24 protein-coding genes are annotated in these 25,016 nt (G+C 47.9%); 15 read left to right on the forward strand and 9 right to left on the reverse strand.

From position 1 onward, the window contains the following. Positions 1-2 precede the first annotated feature (2 nt). Complete coding sequence (locus ACKTT9_RS09470) at positions 3-1,268, reverse strand: MFS transporter (protein WP_407871345.1); 1,266 nt, start codon at positions 1,266-1,268, stop codon at positions 3-5. A gap of 155 nt (positions 1,269-1,423) precedes the next feature. On the opposite strand from ACKTT9_RS09470, the gene ACKTT9_RS09475 reads away from it, so the two are divergent. From ACKTT9_RS09475 to ACKTT9_RS09505, 7 genes are all read left to right on the forward strand, one after another. Beyond that, complete coding sequence (locus ACKTT9_RS09475) at positions 1,424-1,657, forward strand: cold-inducible protein YdjO-related protein (RefSeq protein WP_127457457.1); 234 nt, start codon at positions 1,424-1,426, stop codon at positions 1,655-1,657. A 121-nt stretch (positions 1,658-1,778) separates the two neighbouring features. Beyond that, positions 1,779-2,222: a DUF2663 family protein gene (locus ACKTT9_RS09480; protein ID WP_407871346.1), complete on the forward strand. Its 444-nt coding sequence runs from the start codon at positions 1,779-1,781 to the stop codon at positions 2,220-2,222. Between the two features lie 1,004 nt (positions 2,223-3,226). Continuing rightward, positions 3,227-3,556: a PadR family transcriptional regulator gene (locus tag ACKTT9_RS09485; RefSeq protein WP_407871347.1), complete on the forward strand. Its 330-nt coding sequence runs from the start codon at positions 3,227-3,229 to the stop codon at positions 3,554-3,556. Positions 3,557-3,569: 13 nt separating this feature from the next. Next, positions 3,570-4,436 (forward strand): pentapeptide repeat-containing protein, encoded by an 867-nt coding sequence (locus tag ACKTT9_RS09490; RefSeq protein WP_407871348.1) that lies wholly within the window; start codon positions 3,570-3,572, stop codon positions 4,434-4,436. An 18-nt stretch (positions 4,437-4,454) separates the two neighbouring features. Beyond that, positions 4,455-5,225 carry an ABC transporter ATP-binding protein gene (locus ACKTT9_RS09495; RefSeq protein WP_407871349.1) on the forward strand — a complete coding sequence of 257 codons (771 nt, stop codon included), beginning with the start codon at positions 4,455-4,457 and terminating at the stop codon, positions 5,223-5,225. Position 5,226: 1 nt separating this feature from the next. Next, positions 5,227-5,994, forward strand: a complete 768-nt coding sequence (locus ACKTT9_RS09500) for an ABC transporter permease (RefSeq protein WP_407871350.1) — start codon at positions 5,227-5,229, stop codon at positions 5,992-5,994. Between the two features lie 131 nt (positions 5,995-6,125). After that, a complete protein-coding gene (locus ACKTT9_RS09505) occupies positions 6,126-6,746 on the forward strand; it encodes a carbohydrate-binding family 9-like protein (RefSeq protein ID WP_407871351.1) in 621 nt (206 codons plus the stop codon). Between the two features lie 200 nt (positions 6,747-6,946). Here ACKTT9_RS09505 and ACKTT9_RS09510 read toward each other — a convergent pair whose 3' ends face one another. After that, positions 6,947-8,146 carry an ornithine--oxo-acid transaminase gene (locus ACKTT9_RS09510; protein WP_407871352.1) on the reverse strand — a complete coding sequence of 400 codons (1,200 nt, stop codon included), beginning with the start codon at positions 8,144-8,146 and terminating at the stop codon, positions 6,947-6,949. A gap of 442 nt (positions 8,147-8,588) precedes the next feature. Here ACKTT9_RS09510 and aspA point away from each other — a divergent pair, with 442 nt between their 5' ends. Further along, positions 8,589-10,007: an aspartate ammonia-lyase gene (aspA, locus tag ACKTT9_RS09515; protein ID WP_379171522.1), complete on the forward strand. Its 1,419-nt coding sequence runs from the start codon at positions 8,589-8,591 to the stop codon at positions 10,005-10,007. Between the two features lie 62 nt (positions 10,008-10,069). Here the strand turns inward: aspA and ACKTT9_RS09520 are convergent, their stop codons facing one another. From ACKTT9_RS09520 to ACKTT9_RS09535, 4 genes are all read right to left on the reverse strand, one after another. Continuing rightward, the gene (locus ACKTT9_RS09520; RefSeq protein WP_407871353.1) at positions 10,070-10,759 is read right to left on the reverse strand and encodes a DUF1361 domain-containing protein; all 690 of its coding nucleotides are present in this window, start codon (positions 10,757-10,759) and stop codon (positions 10,070-10,072) included. 121 nt (positions 10,760-10,880) lie between these two features. Further along, positions 10,881-11,798, reverse strand: a complete 918-nt coding sequence (gene rocF, locus ACKTT9_RS09525) for an arginase (RefSeq protein WP_407871354.1) — start codon at positions 11,796-11,798, stop codon at positions 10,881-10,883. A 157-nt stretch (positions 11,799-11,955) separates the two neighbouring features. Next, positions 11,956-13,188 (reverse strand): aminopeptidase, encoded by a 1,233-nt coding sequence (locus ACKTT9_RS09530; RefSeq protein ID WP_407871355.1) that lies wholly within the window; start codon positions 13,186-13,188, stop codon positions 11,956-11,958. Between the two features lie 68 nt (positions 13,189-13,256). Further along, on the reverse strand, positions 13,257-14,030 hold the full coding sequence (locus ACKTT9_RS09535; RefSeq protein WP_407871356.1) for a helix-turn-helix domain-containing protein: 774 nt from the start codon (positions 14,028-14,030) through the stop codon (positions 13,257-13,259). A 163-nt stretch (positions 14,031-14,193) separates the two neighbouring features. On the opposite strand from ACKTT9_RS09535, the gene ACKTT9_RS09540 reads away from it, so the two are divergent. The 3 genes from ACKTT9_RS09540 to uxaC all read left to right on the forward strand — a co-directional run bounded on the left by ACKTT9_RS09540 (position 14,194) and on the right by uxaC (position 17,620). Further along, positions 14,194-15,003: a phytanoyl-CoA dioxygenase family protein gene (locus tag ACKTT9_RS09540; RefSeq protein ID WP_407871357.1), complete on the forward strand. Its 810-nt coding sequence runs from the start codon at positions 14,194-14,196 to the stop codon at positions 15,001-15,003. Between the two features lie 160 nt (positions 15,004-15,163). Then, positions 15,164-16,096 carry a VanW family protein gene (locus tag ACKTT9_RS09545; protein WP_407871358.1) on the forward strand — a complete coding sequence of 311 codons (933 nt, stop codon included), beginning with the start codon at positions 15,164-15,166 and terminating at the stop codon, positions 16,094-16,096. A 123-nt stretch (positions 16,097-16,219) separates the two neighbouring features. Further along, positions 16,220-17,620: a glucuronate isomerase gene (gene uxaC, locus ACKTT9_RS09550; RefSeq protein WP_157322870.1), complete on the forward strand. Its 1,401-nt coding sequence runs from the start codon at positions 16,220-16,222 to the stop codon at positions 17,618-17,620. 128 nt (positions 17,621-17,748) lie between these two features. Here uxaC and ACKTT9_RS09555 read toward each other — a convergent pair whose 3' ends face one another. Further along, positions 17,749-17,991, reverse strand: coding sequence for a hypothetical protein (locus ACKTT9_RS09555; RefSeq protein ID WP_407871359.1), 243 nt, complete (start codon positions 17,989-17,991; stop codon positions 17,749-17,751). A gap of 250 nt (positions 17,992-18,241) precedes the next feature. Then, the gene (locus ACKTT9_RS09560; RefSeq protein ID WP_157322868.1) at positions 18,242-19,063 is read right to left on the reverse strand and encodes an AraC family transcriptional regulator; all 822 of its coding nucleotides are present in this window, start codon (positions 19,061-19,063) and stop codon (positions 18,242-18,244) included. Between the two features lie 158 nt (positions 19,064-19,221). On the opposite strand from ACKTT9_RS09560, the gene ACKTT9_RS09565 reads away from it, so the two are divergent. Genes ACKTT9_RS09565 through ACKTT9_RS09575 form a run of 3 tightly spaced genes read left to right on the forward strand, consistent with a single transcriptional unit; the run spans position 19,222 to position 22,264 of the window. Next, positions 19,222-20,505, forward strand: a complete 1,284-nt coding sequence (locus ACKTT9_RS09565) for a Gfo/Idh/MocA family protein (protein WP_157322866.1) — start codon at positions 19,222-19,224, stop codon at positions 20,503-20,505. 22 nt (positions 20,506-20,527) lie between these two features. Then, a complete protein-coding gene (locus ACKTT9_RS09570; protein ID WP_407871360.1) occupies positions 20,528-21,568 on the forward strand; it encodes a dienelactone hydrolase family protein in 1,041 nt (346 codons plus the stop codon). A gap of 36 nt (positions 21,569-21,604) precedes the next feature. Further along, positions 21,605-22,264, forward strand: coding sequence for a DUF1273 domain-containing protein (locus ACKTT9_RS09575; protein WP_407871361.1), 660 nt, complete (start codon positions 21,605-21,607; stop codon positions 22,262-22,264). A 5-nt stretch (positions 22,265-22,269) separates the two neighbouring features. Here the strand turns inward: ACKTT9_RS09575 and ACKTT9_RS09580 are convergent, their stop codons facing one another. Continuing rightward, positions 22,270-23,133: a LysR family transcriptional regulator gene (locus ACKTT9_RS09580; RefSeq protein ID WP_407871362.1), complete on the reverse strand. Its 864-nt coding sequence runs from the start codon at positions 23,131-23,133 to the stop codon at positions 22,270-22,272. Between the two features lie 137 nt (positions 23,134-23,270). On the opposite strand from ACKTT9_RS09580, the gene ACKTT9_RS09585 reads away from it, so the two are divergent. Next, positions 23,271-24,152 carry a DMT family transporter gene (locus tag ACKTT9_RS09585; protein ID WP_407871363.1) on the forward strand — a complete coding sequence of 294 codons (882 nt, stop codon included), beginning with the start codon at positions 23,271-23,273 and terminating at the stop codon, positions 24,150-24,152. The last annotated feature ends 864 nt before the right edge of the window (positions 24,153-25,016 follow it).

Below are 25,016 nucleotides of genomic sequence, written 5' to 3' on the forward strand. Positions count from 1 at the left end.
CATTACTGAGACTCTTCAACCGGTTTGAACCGATTTTTCCCGAAAAAGAAATAAAAGAAATAAGAGATCACCACGTAAACGACGGCTGTAATACAGAATGCATAAGCGTAGCCGTAATAGGCGCCATGGCGGAATACCAAGCCAGTACTAATCGGAGCCGCCAAGAACCAGCCTAAGTTAAAAACCGCTTCTCCGGAAGATGAGGCTAGTCCGCGCAGCGAGCGGTCGACGTAGCTCATTTTGACCGAGTTGTAAAAAGGGTTCGCCGCGTTCATCAAGGCCTGCCGGAACAAATAACCGCCGGAGGATAAGTAGAAATTAGCGGAGAAGGCCGTCAGGAGGAGAAAAGGGATGGAACAGAGCTGCAAATACACAACGGACCTGACTTCCCCGAATCGCTTCACAATCATAGGACCAATAAGAAAGGCTATTGCCGTTGCTCCTTGTCCTAATGCGACAACAATACCGATTGCAGACTTGGAAGCTTCAAATCGATCCTCGAAATACACATTCAAGTACGGAACAATCATTCCCCCGCCGATCGCTGACAGCAAGCCGAGAACGCAGAAGATGCCGATGACTTGAAGAGAAGATTTGTGTGAGTGCCACGAACGCTTCCAATTGAGCGGTTCCCTCCGCGGCTGAATTTCCTGCTCGCTTTTTTCGAACAAAGCCACAGGGATGATGCCAAGCGCAGCGAACACAACGCCAAGTAATAATGTGAAACGTAAACTTAAAATTTCCTCTAACCCGATGACGAATTGAAAAAAGTCGCATAACAGGCCACCGAGCGCGATACCCACAACATTGGCAATCATCACAAGCGCCATATTGAAACTGAACAAATGCACCCGCTGCTGTGGAGTGGAATTGTTAGCCATAAAAGGCAGAATGGTCGCCGAGACGACGGCAAGTGCCATGCCTCCGAAGAAGGATGAAACGAGCATGCCTGCTTCAACCTCGAATAAAGAGCGCACCGTCAATGCGACAATAGTGAAAACAAGACCAAACGTAATGACGCGCTTCGGTCCGAATCGGTCATTCATAATACCTGCGGGAATAAGAATGATGGCTGCTGCCAGTGAAGTCATGCCCACGATGCTGCCGACAGTCGTTTGCTCATAGCCAAGACTTTTGACATACAGGTTATAAACGAGTCCGAACATACCCAAACCTAAATTCCAAACAAAGTTGAAGCAAAAGAACAGCAAAATATTTCGGCTGTATCCCTGAAACTGAGATTTCCATTCTTGTAGTAAATTCGTCATGCGAGATTCCTGCCTTCATTGTGTGTCTAATTTGTAGCCGCTTTTCCCATTCTACCATCGGTAAATAATTTTGAACACGGGAAAGACTTGATATTAAATGGGATCTGTATAATAATAAGTAGTCTAATCTACGAAACAGGGAGAACATGCTGAAAATGTCTACATCAACGAGTACCGTTACGGAAGAACAGAAACCAGAAGTCGAACAGATTGAAATTTGGAAATGTAAAGAGGCAGATTGTAAAGCATGGGTTCGCAAAGAATTCGTTACGGAAGCTTTACCAAGCTGCCCGCTCTGCAAAAATCCGATGATCCGCAGCTATAAGCACGTGCCTGTAACTGCAAAAAAAGGAAACAAAAAATTCCTGGTAGGGAAAAAACGTTTCTAAAACACGAATATTCAAAGACCAAAGCATCTTCGACAACGCTCTTAGAGTGATGCTTTCGGTCTTTTTTTCTTGCAAGAATAACGGTGAACAAGCATACGATGGTTAGTGAGGGGGAATGCGGATGAAGCAGCCTGATCTAAATCTAAGTAATGATACCTTAGTGTTGATAGAAAAACTGAAAAAGAGAAAGAAAGAATGGGACAGACTGAAGAAGACGCAATGGATATTCCTCATTGTAACTGCCGCGTTGCTGTTATATTTCATAATATCCTTCTATCATAAGGTTTTATTAGTTTCGGGTGGTAATGCTATGGTCATCCTTGATTTGCTTGTTTCGGACAAAAGATTATCGGCTTCCCTTCTGGCTTTGATAAGCTTTTTTATGTTTACTCGGAACCTGGTGAAGCAAAAAGAGAAAGCCAAAACGAAGTACGAGAACATTCGAATGGAAACCGTAGATCGGCTTGATGCTGATTGGTTGGTTGACGTTAAGTCAGAAGCGCGTGATCAGATTTCTAGTTATCTGGATAAAGAATATGATATAAACATTGCTTATAAAAGTTGATTTGGCCTTGAAAGGGAGCAGTATTCTCGAGAAATTGAGAATGCTGCTTTTTTGGGTTATTAAAGGACTACCATGAGTGATAAGCGCTTGCCCTTATTGATGTTCGTTGGCGGAGAAGCTGGAATTTCTACGGTTAACATGGCGCGGAGGATGAGGTGATGTCGAGACGGACGGCTGTGCAGCAAAGTCAAAGACATGTGGTTGATGACCGTCATGCGACGCGACACCGCGCGCTGGGAGCTGAGTGCTACGTTGCATTAAATACAACGTAATGGTGTGGTCAGACCGCGATTGCGGCCTCTCGTTGCACATCATACAACCATTTGTTGCGAAATATGCGATGTAAGCGGTTTAAATGCAACAATCGTTGTATTAAGTGCAATATAGGAGGCGAAGTGAGGCCCTATACGGCCAAATGATTGTAGAAAATACAACATAGGTTGTCACAGCCGCAATTCGGACTCCACCCCATGAAATTTGCTGCTATCGCTTGGACCGTTCCTCCCTGGAGGAGAACTACAGGGCGCTATTTCATCGAAATAGGCTCTTCTTCGCACGGAGGGGAACTGACGTCCTCTATTTGTCCGTTTTCTTAAAGAAAACGGGATTAGGCGGTCAAATAAGGCCCGGTAGTTCCGCTTGAACGCTGAAACGGCTTAATTTGTTAGAATAGTGCCCTGTAGTTCCTCAAGGTGGCCTGCCAGCCAACTTACTTCTCGTATGAGGATGCCCCCTCCGCCAAATGTCTCAGTGGTACTCTCCACCCCCAACGTTCGCTCCTACTGGGCTCTTAACAAGCTAAACTACGGAGGGGAATTAACTCCTCCAACGATTCCTTTCTCCCGAACGAGGAACTACAAGGCCTATTTCATCGAAATAGGCCTTTTTCATGAGCTGTGTTTTGCATGTTTGCATGAAATTATCCTAGGCAAAGTAATTAATTTAAAATAGTACATTGACAGTCATAGTAGTATGCTTTATTATGCAGATATGGAGGTGATGACATGAGCGAGAACAAGATCACATCCGACCTGCTTCGCGGACATACGGATACGATGATTTTACGGCTCTTGTCTGAAGCTGATCGCTACGGTTATGAGGTTGTCAAACTAATCGCCGAGCGCTCAGGGGGCGAATACGAACTTAAGGAAGCGACGATGTACTCCAGTTTTCGGCGGCTCGAGGCCGAATTGGATATCGAGTGGTATTGGGGCGATGAAACGCAAGGTGGACGTCGAAAGTACTTCAGGATTACGGAAAAGGGCAAAGCAACTTATGTCCGCAACTTCAACAATTGGGAATATGCCAAACGCGTGTTAGAAAATTTATTATAAGGAGATTGATACGATGAATACGAAATTGACGAACTATTTGAACGGTGTTTTCACGCCATACGATGGGGTAAAAAGCGTTAATGAATTAAAGGCGGACCTGCACTCCGATTTGCAGGAGCGGTACAGAGAACTCAAAGCCGCGGGCAAGGATGATGAAACCGCATTAAAGATGACCATCGAAAGTATCGGAGATATCGAGGAAACGATCTTGGAAGTCGCCAATCTCTCTCGTTCGTTGGAACGGCAAGTGCTGATTAACTTCAGTGCAAGCAACTTGGCGAATAGTGATTTTGCAGGCGTTACGGCCCACAAAGGACAGTTTAAAGGCAGCGCGTTACGCGGTTCTGACTTTGCAGGGGCCGATTTGACAGGCAGCACGTTTAAAAGCAGCGACGTAAGAGAAGCCAATTTTGACCGCGCAAACCTGACGGACTGCAGCTTATCCACACTTGACCTGACAAATGCAAGCTTCCGTAACGCAATCCTTGTTCGAACCAACTTCAGCAAGTCGGGGCTTGAAGGAGCCCATTTTACAGGATCAAGATTGACCGACGTGACGTTAACGATGACCGATCTTAGAAAAACCGTTTTTGAAGGTTGTTCATTTGATGGGGTTGATTTCAAGTACACGGATCTGACTGGACAATGTTTTGATGGGCAGGCGTTTATCGGCGTTAAATTTGACAAAGCAGCCTTAAACGGTGTTTCGTTCAGAAACGCAACACTCAAAAATGTGTCTTTCTTATCGGGATTTACCTTGTCTAAGAAGTATTACAGGGCTATCCAAAGTATCATCTTTGACGGCGCTACGATGGATAAACTGACGTATGCCGCGCTTAAAGGGATGGAAGCCAATTTGTCAAAAGTGACAGTCATTTAAAGGAAGGGAGGGATTCGGATGCAAGCTGTGCATACCAAACCTATTCAAGTAAAAGGATTGACGAAATCCTACAAGGAGCATCAAGTGCTGAAGGGTGTAGATTTTGAGGTGGAAAAGGGCAGCATATTCGCCCTCCTTGGCTCCAACGGCGCCGGCAAAACAACGGTTGTCAAAATCCTCACGACACTGCTCAAGCCGGATGGCGGATCCGTCGCCGTTGGCGGACTCGATGTCGCCTCAAAACCTGATCATGTACGGCAGGTGATCAGTTTGACCGGGCAGTTTGCCGCGGTGGATGAAATTTTGACGGGCCGTGAAAATTTGATCATGATTGCGAAGCTGCGATATCTCAAGGATCCGCGACAGGTTGCGGATGACTTGCTCAGGAGCTTCGGCCTGACCGACGCGGCCGACCGCAGGGTGGCTACTTATTCCGGGGGGATGCGCCGCAGGCTCGATATCGCCTTAAGCCTTGTGGGAAAACCCCAGATCATTTTCCTGGATGAACCGACCACAGGGCTTGATCCCGAAGCGCGCATCGAAGTTTGGAAAATCGTTAAGGAGCTTGCGGATGGTGGTACGACAGTACTCCTCACCACGCAGTATTTGGAGGAGGCTGAGCAGCTGGCTGACCGAATTGCCATTCTGCATGAGGGCAAGATTATCGCCAGTGGGACACTCACGGATCTGAAGAAGCTGTTCCCATCCGCTAAGGTGGAATATGTGGAGAAGCAACCGACACTTGAGGAGATTTTCCTGGCTATCGTCGGCAAAAAGGAGGAGAAGTAAAATGGAGACGGTAAAAAATCATTTTTTCAGCGATATCAGCGTCATGCTGGGACGCTCCATGCGCCATATTTTCCGCAGCATGGACACGATCATCACGGTGACCATTATGCCGATCGCGATGATGCTGCTGTTTGTCTATGTGTTAGGCGGTGCCATTCAAACTGGAACAGATAACTATGTGAATTACCTTTTGCCCGGTATATTATTAATTGCAATTGCCAGTGGAGTGTCCTACACGGCTTACCGATTATTTATCGATGTGCAGCGGGGCATCTTCGAACGGTTTCACACCATGCCGATTGCTCGCTCGACCTTACTGTGGGGGCATGTCATAACTTCGCTGGTATCCAACGCGATCTCCGTTGTTGTCATCCTTCTCGTCTCGCTGCTTATGGGCTTTCGTTCCTCCGCCGGCTTCCTGCCGTGGCTTGCCGTTGCCGGGATACTTGCCCTGTTTACATTGGCCTTAACTTGGGTCGCAGCAATAGCTGGCCTGTCCGCAAAAAGCGTCGATGGCGCCAGCGCCTTCTCCTATCCGATTATCTTCCTGCCGTTCATCAGCTCGGCTTTTGTACCAACCGAGTCCATGCCGACCATCGTTCGTATCTTCGCAGAAAATCAACCCGTGACCTCGATTGTAGAAGCTATCCGCGCTTTGTTGTCAGGCCAGCCTTTGAATAATGATATATGGATTGCGCTTGCGTGGTGCGTCGGAATTATGCTAGTGGCCTATATTTTTGCTATGAGGGTTTATAAAAAGAGGATATGAACAATTTTACCGCCGATAGGCGGTTTTATTTTGTTAATGGCACACTCTCACACTTTTACCTATTGGCATCGATGGAAGAAGATATTAATATTGGTTACAAAGATAAATAGCAAAGTGAGGAACAAGCCGGAATGAGATACGAATGCCAATACATAGCTGATGAAAAAATACGTATTCCTTGGGATGAAATCCCTTCGGAGAGGCTGTACGATGTTGTAACTGGAGCCGCTCCTCGTTTGGAAACGCAGTTTCGGGCATGCTGGACTGAGAATGCCTTGCATGTCCGGTTTGAGTGTGAGGACGATCATATTGTGGCAACGATGGAACACCGTGATGATCCGATCTATGAGGAGGACGTCGTGGAAGTGTTCCTTGACCCCATGGGTACAGGCAAAGTTTACTACGAATTCGAACTGAGCCCGCGGGGCGTTGAATTCGACGCGCTGATTCACAACAGCCTTGACGGGAATAAAAAAGTGGATGTAGCTTGGGACGCTAAGGGCTTATGTACGTCTGTCTCCGATGGGGCAGAGGGCAGGAAGCATTACGAGCTGCGAATTCCTTTTGCCGATTTAAGGGAGGGGCAGGAGCAAGCGCAAGTTCCGCGACATGGTGCTGAGTGGGGCTGGAACGTATACCGGATCGATGACGATACGGAAGGCAAGCGGCATTACTGGGCCTGGTCTCCGACCGGTGCAGTCAATTTCCATATTCCGCAGCGTTTTGGGACGCTGGTGTTTGTGAAAAAATAACAAAAGCTCCGACTTCCTCTTACGGGAAGCGGAGCTTTTTATTTAGCGGAACTACTGGCCGCTATGCGGGAACTGTGGTCCGTTATTCCAGCATCATGGGCTGTAAAGAGGCCAATTCGAGTCAATTAAGACCCTGTAGTTCCGCTTCACACGAAAAATTGGCTAAATTCGCTCCAATAACGCCCTGTAGTTCCCCTAGCTTAAGCGCCAGTCAGCACATCATGCACATGCTGCCAAGCCCAATCCAGCTCCTCCCGCGTAATGGTTAACGGAGGAGCAAAACGAATAATGTGCTCGTGCGTCTCCTTGCACAACAGTCCCTTTTCCTTCAGCTGTTCGCAGAAGGGGCGGGCCGGGACCTTAAGGTCAATACCAATGAACAGCCCGCGTCCGCGAATCTCCGCGATCAGCGGCGACTGAATTTCCTGAAGCCGCTTCAGGAAATAAGCCCCAAGCTCATCCGAGCGCTCTGCGAGCCGCTCGTCTTCGATCACTTCCAGCGCCGCGATCGCGACGGCGCAGCCGAGCGGGTTCCCACCGAAGGTGGAGCCGTGGGACCCAGGCTCGAACACCTCAAGGACCTCGCGATCTCCGGCTACGGCCGAGATCGGAAAGACACCGCCGCCGAGGGCTTTGCCCATGATGTACAGGTTCGGCGTGACGCCTTCCCAGTCCGTGGCGAAGCGGCGGCCCGTACGGCCGAATCCGGTTTGGATTTCGTCCGCGACGAAAAGCACCCGATTCGCTTGGCATAGCTCATAACATTCCCGCAGGTAACCGTCCTGCGGGATCACGATGCCGGCTTCGCCCTGAATCGGCTCGAACAAAAACCCGGCTGTATGCGGTCCGATGGCCGCCCGAAGGGCCTCCACATCCCCGTAAGGGATGATGCGGAAGCCCGGCGTGAAGGGCCCGAAGCCGCGCTTGTATTCCGGGGATGACGAGAAGGAAGTGACCGTCACCGTGCGCCCATGGAAATTCCCTTCACAGACGATAATTTCCGCTTGATCTTCCGGAATCCCTTTGACGTCGTAGCCCCAGCGGCGGATTGCTTTGACCGCCGTTTCGACCGCTTCGGCACCGGTGTTCATCGGCAAAACCATCGGTTTATTGGTGTAATTCGCTAATTTTTCATAGAAAGCTCCGAGTGTTTCGCTATGAAAAGCTCTTGAAGTCAAGGTGACCTTCTCAGCTTGTTCATGGAGCGCTTTCAAGATATGGGGATGACGATGCCCTTGATTCAAAGCCGAGTATGCGCTAAGCATATCCATGAAGCGGTTGCCGGCTGGATCCTCGACCCACACGCCTTCCGCTTTGGAGATGACGATAGGCAGCGGGTGGTAATTATGGGCTCCGTACTTTTCTGTTTGTTCAATAATCAAAGAACTTTTTGTGTCCATGAGTATTCCTCCTTGGAGTGCAACCTGGCCAAACGTGTTTGATACTTGTATTGTCGCACAATGCGAGCTTGTAATCTATTGTATTCTTCTGGTTATAACGTTGCTCATGTACGGGCATAAGTCGAAGATGGTTCAATATTCGGGCAGCGTATTTTACGGGAATGTCCTTGCATCGGCTGCCTGCGAGCATATATTAGTAGAGAAAGGTAATATTATTTGAAGAATACTAAAACATTTCGAATTATGAAAATGCTTTCATTTTCGCATAAATTTATTACAAGGCGTGTCAGATATTGCAGGAATATGGGCAGGAAAGCGCGAATAGTTCTGATAACCACTGTACATTACGGTGGTCAATTAAAATTCATCCCTGAAGGATGCTGTTAGAACACCTACTTCGCGACCGAGCAGTTACTTTAATGAAAAAGGAACGGTGTGTACGATGAGTATTCGCATTGAAAAAGATTTTTTAGGTGAAAAGCAAGTTCCAGCCGAGGCTTATTACGGCATTCAAACGATGCGTGCCCTTGAAAATTTTCCAATTACAGGCGTAAAAATTCATGCAGAACTTATAACGGCGTTAGCAGAAGTAAAACGAGCGGCAGCGCTGGCGAATATGGAAACGCATATGCTGCCTAAGAAGATTGCAGAGCACCTGGTAAAAGCAGCTGAAGAAGTCAGGGAAGGCAAACTTCTGGATCAGTTCATCGTAGACTCTATCCAAGGGGGAGCTGGAACTTCAATTAATATGAATATGAATGAAGTACTGGCCAATCGGACGCTGGAGCTGATGGGTGAGGAGAAAGGCAGTTACTTTCATTGTAATCCAAACAATCATGTGAATATGTCACAGTCGACGAATGACGTCATTCCTACTGCGATCAAAATCGCTGCATACCGCTTATCCCAACAGTTAATCGAGACGATGATCTCACTGCAGAGCGCTTTTGCCAAGAAAGAAAAGGAATTTGATGATGTGATAAAAATGGGGAGAACGCATCTTCAGGATGCTGTTCCGATTCGTCTTGGACAAGAATTCGGCGCCTACGCACGTGTCTTGCAGCGTGATATTAATCGGATTCGCCAAGCTTCAACGGGTCTTTTGACGGTGAACATGGGTGCAACTGCCGTAGGGACGGGGCTGAATGCGAAGACGGAGTATGTCAATCGCGTCATGTTTCATTTGAAAGATGAGTGTGGAATCCCGGTTGAGAATGCCGAGCATTTGGTTGACGGCACGCAAAACATGGATGCTTACACAGAACTCTCTGCGTCTTTGAAGGTTTGCGCCGTGAATCTGTCTAAAATATGCAACGATATTCGTCTGATGGCTTCAGGTCCGCGGGCAGGTCTAGGGGAGCTGAAATTGCCGCCAAGACAACCAGGGTCCTCGATCATGCCGGGCAAGGTGAACCCTGTTATGCCGGAGGTTGTAAACCAGGTGGCCTTCCAGGTGATCGGGAACGACCATACGATTTGCTTGGCGTGTGAAGCTGGCCAGTTCGAGCTTAACGTCATGGGCCCGGTACTTGCGTTTAACTTGCTGCAATCGCTCAAGATCTTGCGCAACGCAGCGGATGTTTTCGAGCGCTTCGCGATCGAAGGTCTGGAAGCGGACCGCGACCGGTGCCGCACCTATGTCGAGCAAAGCTTCGGCATCGTTACGGCTCTGAATCCGCATCTGGGCTATGAGGTAGCCGCGCAGCTGGTTAAAGAGGCCGTGCGCACAGGCATGACGCTGAAAGAGCTGATTCTGGAGCGCGGATTGCTGACTACGGAGGAGATTGAAGAAATCCTCAATCCGATTCAGATGACGACGCCGGGCATTGCCGGCGAAAGACTGCTGCATCCTGCCGACTAAGTCAGACTGGAACGAATAAAACACCCTCAACTCATCGATATGATGGGCTGGGGGCGTTTTCGTTATCTTTTATATACAGCAGCCTTGGAGCTGCCTATGCCATTGATAAGCAAATAGAAAGTTGTGTACATGGCAAGGATGACAAAGCCGACTAGCGCGCAGAAAATAATAGCTTCTTTGTGTATGCTCTTTTGCAGGGTGTCCACGATATCCAGACTCAACAGAGCATCCCAACTGTTCAATCGATATTCTCTGCCTAAAAGAATGCCATAGCCGCTTAACAGCGAGGTGAGGATCATGAGGAACCAAGAGAGGATGTGACCCCAATATTTCATCAAAATGAGATGGATCATATACATGGAGCTGCAGCCAAGCAATAAGCCATTCCACGCATATAAAAAAATGGTGAAAAAATCATTCCAAAAGCTCATGCTCCAGGCTTTTTTGGTTATGTATAAGTCCTTCAATAGTGTCAAATGGATGAAATCGGTGATGATATACGGGGCATTCGGCAGGAATAAAAGCCAGGCTAGTCCAAAGATGAAGGTGAATAGATGGACGACAACCGAAGGTCGCCGCGAATGTAACAAATAAGCCAACAAGGCGAAGATATTGGGGATCCAGGCAAGGAATAGATTCCAATTCAGGAATTCAAAATACGTTTGGTTTTTGAAGATCAGATAGATGCCAATCGTAGATAAGGAAAGCAGGGCGAGTAAAAGCTGCAAAACCCAATGATTTATCGTTTTCATGCAATCTCCAATCCTGTGTCCGTCTTGTAAGTCATCTATATTTTACCAATTAAACCTGTTTGCAACAAGCACAAAAACCCGCATTCCTTGTGAAGGATACGGGTTTCAGATGGGGGTTTGGCTATAAAATTTGTTTCCCCAGCAATGAACTAATGAGGCCGACCGCCAGGTGCGAAGTTTTGTTGTTATCGTCGAGCAGCGGATTGACTTCAACGAATTCCGCAGATGTGACGATGCCTGCTTCATGCAGCATCTCGACGGCGAGATGGGCTTCGCGGAATTGGAGCCCGCCTTTGACCGCTGTGCCGGTTCCCGGCGCTTCAAGCGGGTCTAAGGAATCAACATCAAAACTGACATGAACGCCATCTGTTTTACCGCTTATATAAGCAATGGCATCCTGCATCACAGCAGCCATCCCTTTGCGATCGATATCATGCATGGTATAACATTTGATGCCGAGTGAACGGATCAGCTTTTTCTCGCCTTCATCCAGGGAACGGGAACCGATAAGGACGATATTTTCCGGTTTCACCTTGGCTTGATCCCCTTGAATGCCGGTTAACAGAGGGTGCCCCATCCCAAGGCTAATCGCGAGCGACATGCCGTGAATATTGCCGGACGGACTAGTGACCGCCGTATTTAAATCCGAATGAGCATCAATCCATATGACACCTAAATTCGTATAATGCCCGGATAAACCTGCCAATGTCCCAATAGCGATGCTGTGGTCGCCGCCGATCACGAGGGGGAACTGACCTTGTTCAGCGGCTTTGGAAACTTGTTCAGCCAAGCGAGTGTTTATGTCGATGACTTCAGCTAAATATTTTAAATTTTTTTTATCCACTTCAGGCGGAAGAGGAGCTGCCGTATCGTTCGGGAGGCGTATGTCCGCCACATGTTGAATCGTCATATTCATTTGCTGCAAGCCCCGCAACAAACCTGCCTGGAAAATAGCTTTAGGTCCTTTACTAGCCCCGCGTCGGCCTGCTCCAAGATCAAATGGCACGCTAATCGCAGCAATCGTCGGTTTGGTACTCATACGATCAACTCCTCTTGTTTGGATGGGGTGCAAGAAATTCCGTCTACCTTCTGACTAACATTCCCAATTTGGTAAAAACCAATGCTCCTATACTATATGAAAAAAGAACCTTCCGTTCCACACCTATTGTGGGATTAGAAGGTCTCTTTTGTCTAAGTTAAAATGCCCAGTTGCCCTTGCGGAAAATAGGCTCCACTCGGCCGTCCGCATGCTCGCCGTCAATATCCATGTCGGCCGAACCGACCATGAAATCAACATGAATCAGGCTGACGTTAAGCCCTGCTGCCAACTGCTCATCCTTGGACATGGCAGGTCCGCCCTCCACACAGGTAGGAAAAGCTCTTCCCAAGGCCAAATGATTTGAAGCATTTTCATCAAAAAGGGTATTGAAAAAAATCAGATTCGAATTGGAAATCGGTGAATCATGAGGCACAAGTGCGATTTCACCTAAATAATGCGCGCCTTCATCCATTTCGATCATTGCTTTCAGGGACTCAAACCCTACCTCGGCTTTGTAATCGACAACACGTCCGTTATCGAAGGTGATTGTAAAGTTGTCGATCAAATTCCCTTGATAACTTAACGGCTTCGAACTGCGTACCGTACCTTGTGTCCCTAGGCGATTCGGTGAAATAAACACCTCTTCCGTCGGGATATTCGGGTTGAAATCGAAACCACCCGTTCCGTTCGTAGCCGATCCACCGCGCCAAATGTGGTTTTTCGGCAGTTCGACCGTCAGCTCTGTGCCTGGGGCACGGTAATGAATTTTATGGAACTGCTTTTCGTTGAGCTGTTCTCTTTTGCTGCGCAGCGTAGCGTTATGCTCGTGCCAAGTCTGAACAGGATTGTCTTGATCGACACGCGTCGCTTTGAAGATCGCCTCCCATAGGGCAGCCATGGCCGATTCTTCATCCAAGTTCGGGAATACCTTGGAGGCCCAGGCTGGAGTAGGGGCTGCGGCAATCGACCAGGTCATGAGATAGGAGGACATACTTTCTCTCCATTTTATCAACATAGGCCCAGCCGCTTTGGAAAATGCGGAAATGCGTGCTGGATCGACGTCCTTCAGCAGCTCGGGATCTGCGGCATCAATTAATAGATAAGCGCCGTTATTTTCCGCTAAATCGTTAAGTGCTTGGGCGCGCCAAGCGGGATACTCGTCAAAAGCTTCTTCTGGTGCATGCATATATTTAATTTGAGTGCTGATTTCATCTTGCCATTCTATATGTACGTGTTTGGCTCCTGCTTCATAAGCTTTCCGAGAAATGAGGCGTACAAGAGCCGGATGGAGAATGGGAGCATTAATCCACAGCGTTTGACCGGATTGGATGTTTACACCCACGCGGACGATCAGTTCTGCATATTTATCAAGATTACGTTCAAAGGTCATAGAAATCCTCCTTTTTTCTATAGCTTGCTAGCAGTTTATCGTGGAGTTTATGAACTGTCAAATAATTTTTACCGTCGTTCTTTCATAAAGGTGCTAGGGTTCATGCCATGCCATTTGCGGAATTGATTGGTGAAGTGATTATAGTTCTGAAAACCGACGTCATAACAAACGTCTGAAGCGCTTCGCTGTGTATGCTCAAGCAGGAGAGCGGCCTGCTGAATCCGCATGCGGTTCACGGAATCAATGATGGAATACCCTGTGCTGGCTTTAAAAAGATGGGCGAGCCGCGATGGAGAGAGTCCGACGCGCTGAGCTAATTCTTCGATGCGGACGGGTTCGCGCATTTGTTGGGACAAGAGATGGAGGACCTCTTCAATGCGAGGGTCCATTGTACGGCTTGTTTTCTGCGCCATGATGAGCAGGATTTCCCGCAAGGAGGAAAGGATCAGCTCAAACCAGTATTCCCCGCGTTCTCTGGAATCCTGCAGAATACGCGCGAAAGCTTGGTAGATGCGTTCCCGGAGCGACTCACTTTCAATGGTGAGGAAAAGCTGCTCTTCCTTAGGCAGCAGATTCGTCTCTGCGAGGATAGATGGGAAATGGGCCCAAACAAACTCCCAATGCTGATTTTTCCTCGTCCCGTAATGCTGCGGAGTTCCTGGAGCAAGCAGCGTGAGATCCCCCGCCCGGCAGCGTCTTTCATTTCCGTCAAGTTTGAAGTAACCTTCGCCGCCTAGCGTGAAGCAGAGAAGCCAATCGTTGCGCCCTTCAGGGCGGATGGTGAAGTAGGAATCCGATTCATTGAAGTGCCCTGCCAAAAATGTGTTTGCTTCCGCATTCATGAACATCGTTCCTTCCTGGGCACTGATGACTGCTATTAAACTGAGTATATCAGAAAATAGCAGGATTGTAGGATTTATTAGCAGCATTCTTACTTCTGTGGGAGCGCATTATTCGATATGCTGAAAACATGAAGAATAACAGATAACTTGGAGGGAAGACAAGATGGCGAACACATTGCTTAAGCTGACGAAAGAGCAAAAAGAGCATTTTGAACGGGAAGGGTATTTGATCGTAAAAGGCTTATTTTCTGCTGATCATTTGGCGGAAATTGATGCTACATTTGAAGAGATTTCGATGCAGGCGGTACCGGGACATTTCGAACCTGAGTTGCAGGGAGATGGATCGGACCCTCTGAAGCGTTATCCGCGGGTTATGCATCCGCACCGTTTTAACGAGACCGCTAAGAAGTATATGCTTCACCAGCCGGTGATGGAAGTGTTAGCTGATTTGTATGAAGAGGAAGCACTGGCTGCACAGAGCATGTTCTATTACAAACCGCCGGGCTCCCGCGGCCAAGCGCTGCACCAGGATAACTTCTACCTGCAAGTTGAGCCAGGTAACTGTATTGCCGCTTGGACAGCGATAGATGCTGCTGATGAGGAAAACGGCGGTCTGCTCGTCGTTCCCAAGACGAATACGCTGGATCTTTCTTGCCCGGATCTTGCCGATGCCAAAGAATCGTTTACCACGCATTATGTAAAACCGCCAAAAGACGAAAAGGCGATGCCTGTCGTCATGGAACGAGGCGACGTGCTGTTTTTTAACGGCAATCTGATCCATGGATCGTACCGGAACAAAACGAAGGATCGCTTCCGCAGGGCGTTCATCTGCCATTATGCCAACGAATCCGCTACGCACATTAGTCATTATTATTGCCCTTTGTATCGCCAAAACGGTGAAACCGTCGATCTGGAAAATAACCCAAGCGGAGGACCCTGCGGGAGTGAATTCGAAGCCGCTTATCCGCATTAAGGCGATGCTATAAGCTTACAAGGAAGGGACTGTTCCTTAGGCCAATCATTTGGTCGGGGAGGTCCTTTTTTGCATTTCTTTTTACATTCCAGTCAGGAATTGCGTTATTTGGTATGGAAAATTTTCAATTGTTTACAATAGGGGAGGGGTGATTGATTAGATGATGCAGGGATGGCTTGCAGGTCTCATGCTTTTTATGCAAATGAATGAAATGTCGGATCAGACAACCAAGGATGGAAGCTCTCAAATTCAAGCGAATGTACAGCGTGAGGCTTACCGACTTGATTATGTTGACGTGCCGTTGGTGAATAATGAGCGATTAGACCGTCTCATGACTGAAATGGAGAAGAAAGCGTACCGGAAACCCGTGAATGCGACAATTAGCGATGCGGGAGGGATAGTGAAGGAAATTCCAGGAGCACAGTTGAATCGGCGTGCTTTTGTGGAACAATTTTACAAGCAGTTTTACAGTGAGGGGCCTATGAAATTTGATGTTCCCACGCTGCCTATATATCCGAAAGTAGATAGTGAACTGCTGGCTAGCATCCGCGTACATCCAATCGGCTATTATGTGACGTATTTTAATTCGAATAATAAGCACCGCTTCACGAATATTAAGCTCGCTACTCAGGCGATTAACAACTACGTGGTTCTCCCGAATGAAACGTTCTCTTTTAACCGGGTGGTTGGCGTTCGTACGCGTGGAAGAGGTTATATGCCGGCGAAAGTCATTGTGAGGGGAGAATTTTCTGAAGGGATTGGCGGTGGCATTTGCCAAACCTCCTCAACCCTTTTTAATGCGGTGGACCGGGCTGGCCTTACAATTGTCGAAAGATACTCGCACAGTAGATCTGTGCCCTACGTACCTTCAGGAAGAGACGCGACGGTGAACTGGGGGGGACCGGATTTTAGCTTCAAAAACAACTATAATCAGCCGATTCTGATCAGAGCACAGGCTTTGCCCGGCCGGGTCTATGTCAGCATTTACTCGTCGGAATTGATTAATCATAAACCGCGGCACGTTCCAGGCGCTTCCAAGACGATACCGGAAGAAATAACGGTGGGTGCAGATGCCGAGAATTCGAATCCATAGACTTTGAGAGGTCAATATATGCATATTTCGCGAAATTAAAGCAAAAAATCACAAGACTTCGCTTCCACCTTCGGCTAAAATAAGGGCAGATCATTCAGGTCGAGAAAGGTGGAAATTTGCTTTATGAAAACGTTTTTAGATGAAAACTTCCTACTTACGAATCAAACCGCTGTTCATTTGTTCCACGAATACGCCAAAGATCTGCCGATTATTGACTATCACTGCCACTTGAGCCCTAAAGAGATTTATGAAAATAAACAATTCAATAACATTACGGAAGCGTGGCTTTACGGTGACCACTATAAGTGGAGAATGATGCGCGCTAACGGCGTTGAAGAGAATAAAGTGACTGGAGAAGCTAGCGATTATGACCGTTTCGTTGCTTGGGCAGGTACGCTGCCAATGGCGATCGGTAACCCGCTGTATCACTGGTCTCACATGGAGCTTCGCACATTTTTTGGTGTGAATGACTTGATTAACGAGCAGAACGCACCTGCTATTTGGGAAAAAGTGAACGCGAAGCTGGCAGAAGGCGGTTCACGCGCCAGAGACCTGATCACGAATTCCAAAGTAACGGTCATCTGCACGACGGACGATCCGGTTGATTCCTTGGAGTATCATATCAAAATCAAAGAAATCAAAGATTTCAACACGCAAGTACTGCCGTCTTACCGTCCTGACAAAGCGCTCGAAATTAACCGAGCTACGTTCCTTCCTTGGATCGCTCAATTGGAAAAAGCGGCAGGCATCACAATCTCGTCTTACGACGATCTGCTTGCGGGACTTGAGAGCAGAGCGGAATTCTTTAATTCCGTGGGCTGTAAAGTGTCTGACCATGCTTTGGATTACGTGCCTTTTGGGGTGGCGACCAAAGAAGAAGTTGAACAAATTTTCAAATCGGCCTTGGCTGGCAATGCAGTTAGCTTGGAAGATGAGAAAAAATATAAAGCTTTCACTTTGCTGTTCCTCGGCGGCGTTTATAAAAAGCTCGACTGGGCGATGCAGTACCATATCAACGCATCCCGTAACAATAATGGACAAGCTTTTGCCAAACTTGGGCCGGATACAGGTTTCGACTCCATTAACGATAGCCCTGTAGCGAGCGCGCTTACTGGTTTGCTGTCCTCCCTGGCTGTTGCAGATTCACTGCCAAGAACTATTCTTTACTCATTGAACGCGCGTGACAATGAAATCCTTGCTTCGCTGATGGGCAGCTTCCAGGGCGACGGAATCCCGGGCAAAATTCAGCTTGGCGCCGCTTGGTGGTTCAACGATACGAAAGACGGCATGGTTTCACAGATGAAATCGCTGGGCAATTTTGGATTGCTTGGCCGTTTCGTCGGCATGCTAACCGACTCCAGAAGCTTCTTGTCGTACACGAGACATGATTATTTCCGCAGAATCCTGTGCAACATGATTGGCGAATGGGTTGAAGACGGCGAGTTCCCGAATGACGAGCAGCTGCTCAAGCAGTTGGTTCAAGGTATTTCCTACGATAACGCGAAGCAATATTTCGGATTTTAAATGAGAAAGGCCTCCACTTGTTAATACTTGTGGGGGCCTTGTTTTTGTTTGGTCGCGCTGCGGGGTGACCGGTGGTGACCGCGGGTAATCGAAAATTAAACATTACACTCAATACTTGTCACCTGCCATCAGCCGCTATAGCCATAACCAGCAATATTACCGTCACCAGTCATCAGTAGCCATAACCAAGTAACATCACCGCGATCAGTCATCAGTAGCCATAACCAAGTAACATCACCGCGATCAGTCATCAGTAGCCATAACCAAGTAACATCACCGCGATCAGTCATCAGTAGCCATAACCAAGTAACATCACCGCGATCAGTCACCAATAACCATAACCAAGTAACATCACCGTCACCAGTAGCCAATACCTCCCCGGCTCCCTTCATTAAGAGGAAAGGGAACTATGAGCCCCTATTTTGCAGAAACGGGCTGTTTTCGGAGGCGTGTGGGAACTACAGGGTCTTATTTCTGGTCTTTGAGGTGAATTTCGGCAGAAACTATTGAAATAGAGGCTCATAGTTCCCTTTGATCTGCCAATTGGCGACTATTGGTAAATTAGAGGCTCATAGTTCCCTTAAAGTTGTCAGCTGCCTCAAACATCCGCCCCACCACCAACTACTGGCTCAACCGCATCAGCTTCCGGCACTCAAGCGGCGTCTGCGAGGTGACCTGCTTAAACACGCGGCCAAAATGGGCAACGCTATCGAAGCCCGATTGCTCCGCAATGTGAATCACCTTCAGCTTGGTTTCTCTAAGCAGCCGCTGTGCTTCTCGAATCCGCACATTGTTCAAATACTCAACGAACGAGAAACCCGTCGTTTCTTTAAAAGAGCGGCAAAAATAGCTGGGACTAATATAAAAGGTCTCCGAGATCGAAGCCAGCGTCAACCGATTCCGGTAATGCTCGTTGATATAAGCCACAATCTCAAATATTTTGGGATTGTGCGCTTGCGCGTGACTTTGAGCTGTGCTGATCCTGTCCGTCATGCGCGAGCAGAAGATCAACAGCTGCGTAAACAGCGCGCGGCTGTTTAATTGCCAACCGCCGAGCGCCTGCTGCTGCTCCCGGAGCAGTTGAAACAGCAGATTCTCAACTAGGGTACGATTCGTACCACTCAGAGAGAATACATGCTGTTTCTGCACAAAAGGCACAAGCAGATGCTCGGAAGCATCTTCCCCAATGGAGCGAATCCATCGATCATCGAAGCTGAGCAAGATACGCTCATGAGCCTCCGCATCGGCATTTCGTGTTTTGTGCAGTTGATTTTTATCAATGAGAACGAGGTCGCCCTCTTGAATGAGATACGAACGGTCTTGTATAAAGTAGTAGCGCTTGCCACTCAGCAAATAGTAGATTTCATAATGATCATGGAAATGATTCACCTGCATGGAGTAGGGCCGATCTCTGCGCAGTCTTTCGATTTCATATTGGATCACAACGGACACCTCTTCAATCAAATCAAACTAAATGTACTGTTATTATAGCAAAATATGCAAGGATTGAAAGACATTAGATAAGATTTGATTAGAAACACAGCAAATATTGTATTAATCTTGAGGTAAGAAAACTTATTCTCGAGAGGGGCTTACCGGTTATGAAAAAACGTTATGCAGTTGTTGGCACCGGAGGACGTGCTGAATTTTTCTATGGCGCTATTGTAAGGGATTTCCAAGATACATCTGAACTTGTTGCAATCTGTGATATCAATCAAACGAGAATGGACTTTACAAACGGTTTGCTGCAAAAAAAATACGAATACAAAGCTGTGCCTACTTATAAAGCTCATGAATTCGAAGAGATGATCCGCAGAGAAAAGCCGGATTATGTGATTGTAACTTCCGTTGATCGCACGCATCACACCTACATTATTAAAGCGATGGAGATGGGTTGCGATGTCATTTCGGAGAAACCGATGACGGTGGATGAAGAGAAATGTCAAGAGATTCTAGATGCTATCAAGCGGACAGGACGCCAGCTTCGCGTAACTTTCAACTACCGTTATGCCCCGCACAATACGAAAATCCGCGAGCTGATCATGGATGGAACAATTGGCGATGTGCATTCCGTGCATTTCGAGTGGCTGCTTAACACCCAGCATGGAGCGGACTATTTCCGCAGATGGCACCGGGATAAACGCAATGGCGGCGGTTTGCTTGTGCACAAATCGACGCATCATTTCGATCTCGTGAATTTCTGGTTGGGGACACGTCCTGAAACTGTATATGCAATGGGCGGATTGATGTTCTATGGTAGAGAAAATGCTGAGAAACGCGGCGAAACCAAGTTCTACCAACGCGCGACAGGCAACGAAAATGCGAAAGACGATCCTTTTGCACTGCATTTGGACAAAAACGAGCACCTCAAAGGCTTATATTTGAATGCGGAGCATGAAGACGGCTATCAGCGCGATCAAAGCGTTTTCGGCGACGGTATCAGCATCGAAGACACAATGGGCGTTATGGTCCGCTACAAAAATAAAGCGATTCTGACATACTCTTTGAACGCTTATATGCCATGGGAAGGCTTCAATGTGCATATTAACGGCAGCAAAGGCCGTATTGAAATGAGAGTTGTTGAGCAATCCTACGTGAATTCCGGCGGCAAAAAGGAAGACGAAGGTGCTTTGAAGGAGAAAACAATCAAAGTATTCCCTATGTTCGCGGCGCCTTACCAGGTTCAAATCGAAGAAGGCGTTGGCGGTCACGGCGGCGGAGACCCTGTGTTGCTGCGGGATATTTTCGAAAAAGCATCTGACGATCGCTTCCAAAGAGCTGCTTCGCATGTAGATGGCGCAATGTCCATCCTTACTGGTATCGCAGGTAACATTTCCCTACGCACAGGACAACCTGTGGCTGTAGATAAACTGGTCACTTTTTAACAAATGAGGGTGAGGTGACTGTATGTGGAATCCAGATGCTATCATGGAGAATCTCTATCTCTCCTACGAGCAGAAACGTCTGGCGCAGATGAGGGAAGAGAGTGCTGAACAGACCCGGGAAAGGCTTAAGCAAGGGCTGGCCAGTTCTTTGGACATAGGGCTGATGACGAAGGATGAGCTTCGCCCTGTTCTTCTCGAGCGTATCGAACGGGATCATCATATTCAGGAACGAATCGAATTTGGAACGGTGGCGGGATTCCGTGTCCCTGCTTACGTGCTAATTCCCAAGGGTAAAAAAGAGCGTTCAACCGCCGTCATTGCCCTGCATGGGCATGGCTACGGCAGCAGGCAGATTTCCGGTATGAACGCAGATGGCAGCGAAAATACCGGGGAACCGGATTCTCACGGCAATTATGCCCTTGAATTAGTGAAACTCGGCTTTATCGTGATGGTGCCGGAAATTATCGGTTTCGGCGATCGCCGCTTGGCCGAGGAGCTGAAGGACGGCAAAGTCGGCAACTCCTCTTGTCAAGCGCTCGCTTCTCATCTGCTGCTGTACGGCATATCGCTGGCGGGGCTGCGTGTGCATGAAGCGCAGCGGGCCATCGACTATCTGCTGACACGCGAAGATGTTGAAGGTGACAGCGTAGGCTGCTTTGGCTTCTCGGGTGGCGCCTTAGTTGCTTCTTACCTGGCTGCGCTGGATGAACGCGTCAAGGCTACGGTGTTATGCGCTTTTGGGAATACGTTTAAGGGTAGTATTATGCATCTTCGGCACTGTATCGACAACTACTTGCCAGGTGCATTGGCTTATGCGGAGCTGCCTGACTTAATGGGGCTGATTGCGCCACGATCGTTATTCATTGCTTCTGGCCGGCAGGATCGGATTTTCCCGATAGCTACAACGGAAGTGGCGATCGAGCAATTGAAGGCCGAGTACACGAAAGCCGGTGCGGCTGAGCGGTTGGGATTCCATTTGTACGAAGGCAAGCACGAAGTGAATGGGAGCCAAGCCTATCCTTGGCTTGTTGAAGCTATGAGCAGAGAGCTGTCCGGTTGTTAACCGGCGGCTCTTTTTGCTTTCTATTGTTATCTTTCTATGCTACCCTGTAGGAAGAGTTATCAAGGTGGTGTGCTTCTTTTGAAAAGAATATTAGTGACAGGATATAAAGCATCAGAGCTAGGCATTTTTTCATTAAAACATCCAGGTATTTCGATTATTAAAAAAGCGATCCAAAAGCGGCTCACTCCGCTGATCGAAGAAGGACTTGAATGGGTTGTAGTTAGCGGCGGGTGGGGCGTTGAGCTGTGGGCAGCGGAGGCTGTTCTTGACCTTAGAGCAAGCACCTACCCAGAGCTCAAATTGGCTGTTATCACGCCTTTTTTGGAGCAAGAAGAGAAGTGGAGCGACGAGAAAAAGAATAGCTATACGAGCGTTATAACTCGGGCTAATTACGTCAATAGCATCACAAAAACGAAATATGAGGGCCCTTGGCAGTTTAAGGAGCGGGACAAGTTCTTGCTGCGCAATTCGGACGGTATTCTTCTTGTTTATGATGAGGATACGGAAGGGTCTCCGAAGTTCATGAAACAGCAAGCGGCGCAGGTGGCGGCTCATCACGATTATCCCATCATCACAATTAACGCCAGCGATCTCCAAAATGTCGCCGAAGATGAACAGGATATGGAGCATGGCGATCCGTGGGGAGATATGGACACCTTGCCTCCAAATGAGCCTGCAGATTATGAAGAAATTTGAGCGGCTTACGCCTCCACGGCTCCCGGCAGCATACCGACAAAAGCGCTTAATGAGCTGCTTATAAAAGCATCCTTGCGCATAATAAATTCCGTCTTGATAAAACGGTAATGCTGAGGAATCGCAAAAGTGCGGATTAACCCTTCCGCTTCATGCTTCTGTATGACGGCCTTTGGCATAAGCGAGATGCCTAATCCTGCGGAAATACCGCCAATAATGGCTTCCAGCATACCGAATTCCATCATGATCGGTTGGGTGATGCCAATGGACTGCAACCACTGATCCAGAACGTCACGATAGGAGCAGCCTGTGGTGAAAACAAGAACTGGCTTCGTCAAAGCTTCCTGAAGGCTGGCAACGCCCGGACCCGCTGCGACGACCAATTCTTCTTCATACGCCTGAATGGACTGCAGATCAGGGTGCGTACAGGAACAACCGATGAATGCGCCGTCCAGCTCATAGTGGAGAACTTTTTCAACCAGAAATTGCGTGTGTCCTGTTGTTAACGAGAGCTGCACATTCGAATGCTGCGCATAATAAGAGGCAAAAAGTTTGGGAAGACGGACCGCTGCAGCAGTCTGTGTGGAACCAATCAAAAGCGGACCGCTGGGCTCGCCTGATGAAGAAAGTGCCACGACCGCCTCATCGAGCAGACCGATGATTTTATCCGCATAGGTTAGCAAAGTTTTACCGCTAGAAGTTAAGGACATGCCTCGATTATGCCGGGCAAAGAGGACCGTTTGCAGCTCAGATTCCAATTGTTGAATCCGGGCCGTAATGTTGGATTGTACATAACCGAGTCGTCCTGCTGCTTTGGTAACGGAGCCTTCTCGGGCCACCATTTGGAACACTCGCAAATCTGAGCTTTCCATCGTTGTGAACCTCCTGTGTGTTTTTGAATGTTTTTGCTATCATTATTTATGATTTCAAGTATCTATAGTAATCATTATACATAATCCCGAGCCTCCTATACAATGAGATCATCTTGTTGATATGGAGGTTTTTGAGGATGAGCAAAATGAAATATATCACACTTATTATAGTCACGACTTTTGTTATGGGAGTGGCATTTCCAGTAGGCAAAGTCGGGCTGGATTATTCGACGCCTTTCTTTTTAATGGGTCTTCGCTTTGTTCTGGCGGGAGGCATACTAGCGCTCATTGTAAGGAAGAAGCCTCAGCCTACAAGTTTGAAAATGTGGGGAAAAGCGGGCTTGATCGGCTTATTGCAATCAGCAGGTGTGATGGGCTGTGCCTACTACAGCATGCACTGGATTAGCTCAGGCGAGTCTTCCATCATTACTTGTACGAACCCACTGCTGGTGATCGTGTTAGGCACTTTCCTCACGGGAGCCAAATATCGAGGGCGGCAATGGCTCGGTGTAGCCCTTGGTTTTATCGGAGTCGTCGTTACCTTCGGATTACAACTGAACTTTCAGGCAGGCATGTTAATCGGTTTCCTCGGCGCCATATTTTTTGCCGCCTCTACGCTGCTTATTAAACAGTGGGGAGCCGGGTTCGATATGACGGTGCTGGCTGCGTATCAAATGCTTGCGGGAGGCATTGCGCTTCTACTTCTGGGAGCGCTGACGGAGCATCCGCATTTTACCTTCACGCCTATGTCCGTGGTCGTGCTGCTCTGGCTTATCATCATGGGATCGATTGTCCAATTTTGCCTATGGTTTTATTTGCTTCGCAGCGGAGATCCCGCCAAAACAAGCGCGTTCCTGTTCCTGGTGCCTGTGTTTGGGCTGCTCTCCAGCTGGCTGCTGCTTGGTGAGAAGGTCGCTTGGTATGTCGGTTTGGGTGGAGCTTTTATTTGTGTGGGTATCTTTTTGGTGAATTGGGAAGGGAAGGCCCGATCGGGAGGGCGATTGGTGCGAGCACAGTGATGGAGACTGTGCGGAGCATGCAGAAGAGTGGTTTCTATTGGATGAAATCCAATCAAATGGTGTATTTGTTGGTCGAAATGGGGCTCTAGTTGGATGAATTCCAATGAGAGCATTCGTAAAGTCCAGAAAACAGTGGCGAGGTGGCAGCCTCACTGGATTTTGTCCAATGAGATTACCGATTCTGCGGTAAAAAGTGAATGCTCATTGGAGTTCGTCCAACGAAAATTCAGGTGGATTTGCACTGGGGGAACTACAGGGTGCTATTTCGCAGAAATCTTGCATTTTTCATCTCTGAGGGGAACTACTGTCCTCTATATTGCCGCTTTCTCCGAGAATAGTGACATGGAAGCTGCATAAGACCCTGTAGTTCCCGATCAGGGAGAAAAAGCTTGTTTTTCTCCAAATAAGAGACTGGAGTTCCCTTAAGATAAAGTGGCAGATAGCTGTGTGGAGATAGTGTGATGCGATGGTGGCAGGTTAGTATAGTAGCTAATACCTAAGTCTGGCGGAGGGTGACCGCCAGGCTTTTTTTGATTTGTTATTGGCAGATGAGCTAGCAGGTGGCAGTATGGAGATATCGTGATGCGAAGGTGGCAGGTTAGAAAAGTAGCTAATACCTAAGTCTGGCGGAGGGTGACCGCCAGGCTTTTTTTTGATTTGTTTTTGGCAGATAAAGTGGCAGGTGGCAGTATGGAAATAGCGTGATGCAATGGTGGCAGGTTAGAAAAGCAGCTAATACGAAAGCCTAGCGGAGCATGCCGCCAGGCTTTTTATGATGCTTTTCAAGCTAGCGCCAGCCATCCCACAAGGCTCTCGGGTGCAAAGAAAAACAAAAATAAAAATAATGATTCAAAAATAAACAAA

Source organism: Paenibacillus sp. P36 (assembly GCF_045866505.1).
Lineage (GTDB): Bacteria > Bacillota > Bacilli > Paenibacillales > NBRC-103111 > Paenibacillus_E > Paenibacillus_E chondroitinus.

Excerpts from the sequence above, each read along its gene's own strand:
- ACKTT9_RS09520 (WP_407871353.1), bottom strand. The coding sequence starts at position 10,759 with ATGAAAACGATAAATCATTGGGTTTTGCAGCTTTTACTCGCCCTGCTT.
- ACKTT9_RS09480 (WP_407871346.1), top strand. The coding sequence starts at position 1,779 with ATGAAGCAGCCTGATCTAAATCTAAGTAATGATACCTTAGTGTTGATA.
- ACKTT9_RS09475 (WP_127457457.1), top strand. The coding sequence starts at position 1,424 with ATGTCTACATCAACGAGTACCGTTACGGAAGAACAGAAACCAGAAGTC.
- ACKTT9_RS09570 (WP_407871360.1), top strand. The coding sequence starts at position 20,528 with ATGTGGAATCCAGATGCTATCATGGAGAATCTCTATCTCTCCTACGAG.
- ACKTT9_RS09470 (WP_407871345.1), bottom strand. The coding sequence starts at position 1,268 with ATGACGAATTTACTACAAGAATGGAAATCTCAGTTTCAGGGATACAGC.
- ACKTT9_RS09500 (WP_407871350.1), top strand. The coding sequence starts at position 5,227 with ATGGAGACGGTAAAAAATCATTTTTTCAGCGATATCAGCGTCATGCTG.
- ACKTT9_RS09580 (WP_407871362.1), bottom strand. The coding sequence starts at position 23,133 with ATGGAAAGCTCAGATTTGCGAGTGTTCCAAATGGTGGCCCGAGAAGGC.
- ACKTT9_RS09495 (WP_407871349.1), top strand. The coding sequence starts at position 4,455 with ATGCAAGCTGTGCATACCAAACCTATTCAAGTAAAAGGATTGACGAAA.
- ACKTT9_RS09585 (WP_407871363.1), top strand. The coding sequence starts at position 23,271 with ATGAGCAAAATGAAATATATCACACTTATTATAGTCACGACTTTTGTT.
- rocF (WP_407871354.1), bottom strand. The coding sequence starts at position 11,798 with ATGAGTACCAAACCGACGATTGCTGCGATTAGCGTGCCATTTGATCTT.
- aspA (WP_379171522.1), top strand. The coding sequence starts at position 8,589 with ATGAGTATTCGCATTGAAAAAGATTTTTTAGGTGAAAAGCAAGTTCCA.
- ACKTT9_RS09505 (WP_407871351.1), top strand. The coding sequence starts at position 6,126 with ATGAGATACGAATGCCAATACATAGCTGATGAAAAAATACGTATTCCT.
- ACKTT9_RS09535 (WP_407871356.1), bottom strand. The coding sequence starts at position 14,030 with ATGAATGCGGAAGCAAACACATTTTTGGCAGGGCACTTCAATGAATCG.
- ACKTT9_RS09540 (WP_407871357.1), top strand. The coding sequence starts at position 14,194 with ATGGCGAACACATTGCTTAAGCTGACGAAAGAGCAAAAAGAGCATTTT.
- uxaC (WP_157322870.1), top strand. The coding sequence starts at position 16,220 with ATGAAAACGTTTTTAGATGAAAACTTCCTACTTACGAATCAAACCGCT.
- ACKTT9_RS09565 (WP_157322866.1), top strand. The coding sequence starts at position 19,222 with ATGAAAAAACGTTATGCAGTTGTTGGCACCGGAGGACGTGCTGAATTT.
- ACKTT9_RS09485 (WP_407871347.1), top strand. The coding sequence starts at position 3,227 with ATGAGCGAGAACAAGATCACATCCGACCTGCTTCGCGGACATACGGAT.
- ACKTT9_RS09530 (WP_407871355.1), bottom strand. The coding sequence starts at position 13,188 with ATGACCTTTGAACGTAATCTTGATAAATATGCAGAACTGATCGTCCGC.
- ACKTT9_RS09575 (WP_407871361.1), top strand. The coding sequence starts at position 21,605 with ATGCTACCCTGTAGGAAGAGTTATCAAGGTGGTGTGCTTCTTTTGAAA.
- ACKTT9_RS09510 (WP_407871352.1), bottom strand. The coding sequence starts at position 8,146 with ATGGACACAAAAAGTTCTTTGATTATTGAACAAACAGAAAAGTACGGA.
- ACKTT9_RS09490 (WP_407871348.1), top strand. The coding sequence starts at position 3,570 with ATGAATACGAAATTGACGAACTATTTGAACGGTGTTTTCACGCCATAC.
- ACKTT9_RS09545 (WP_407871358.1), top strand. The coding sequence starts at position 15,164 with ATGATGCAGGGATGGCTTGCAGGTCTCATGCTTTTTATGCAAATGAAT.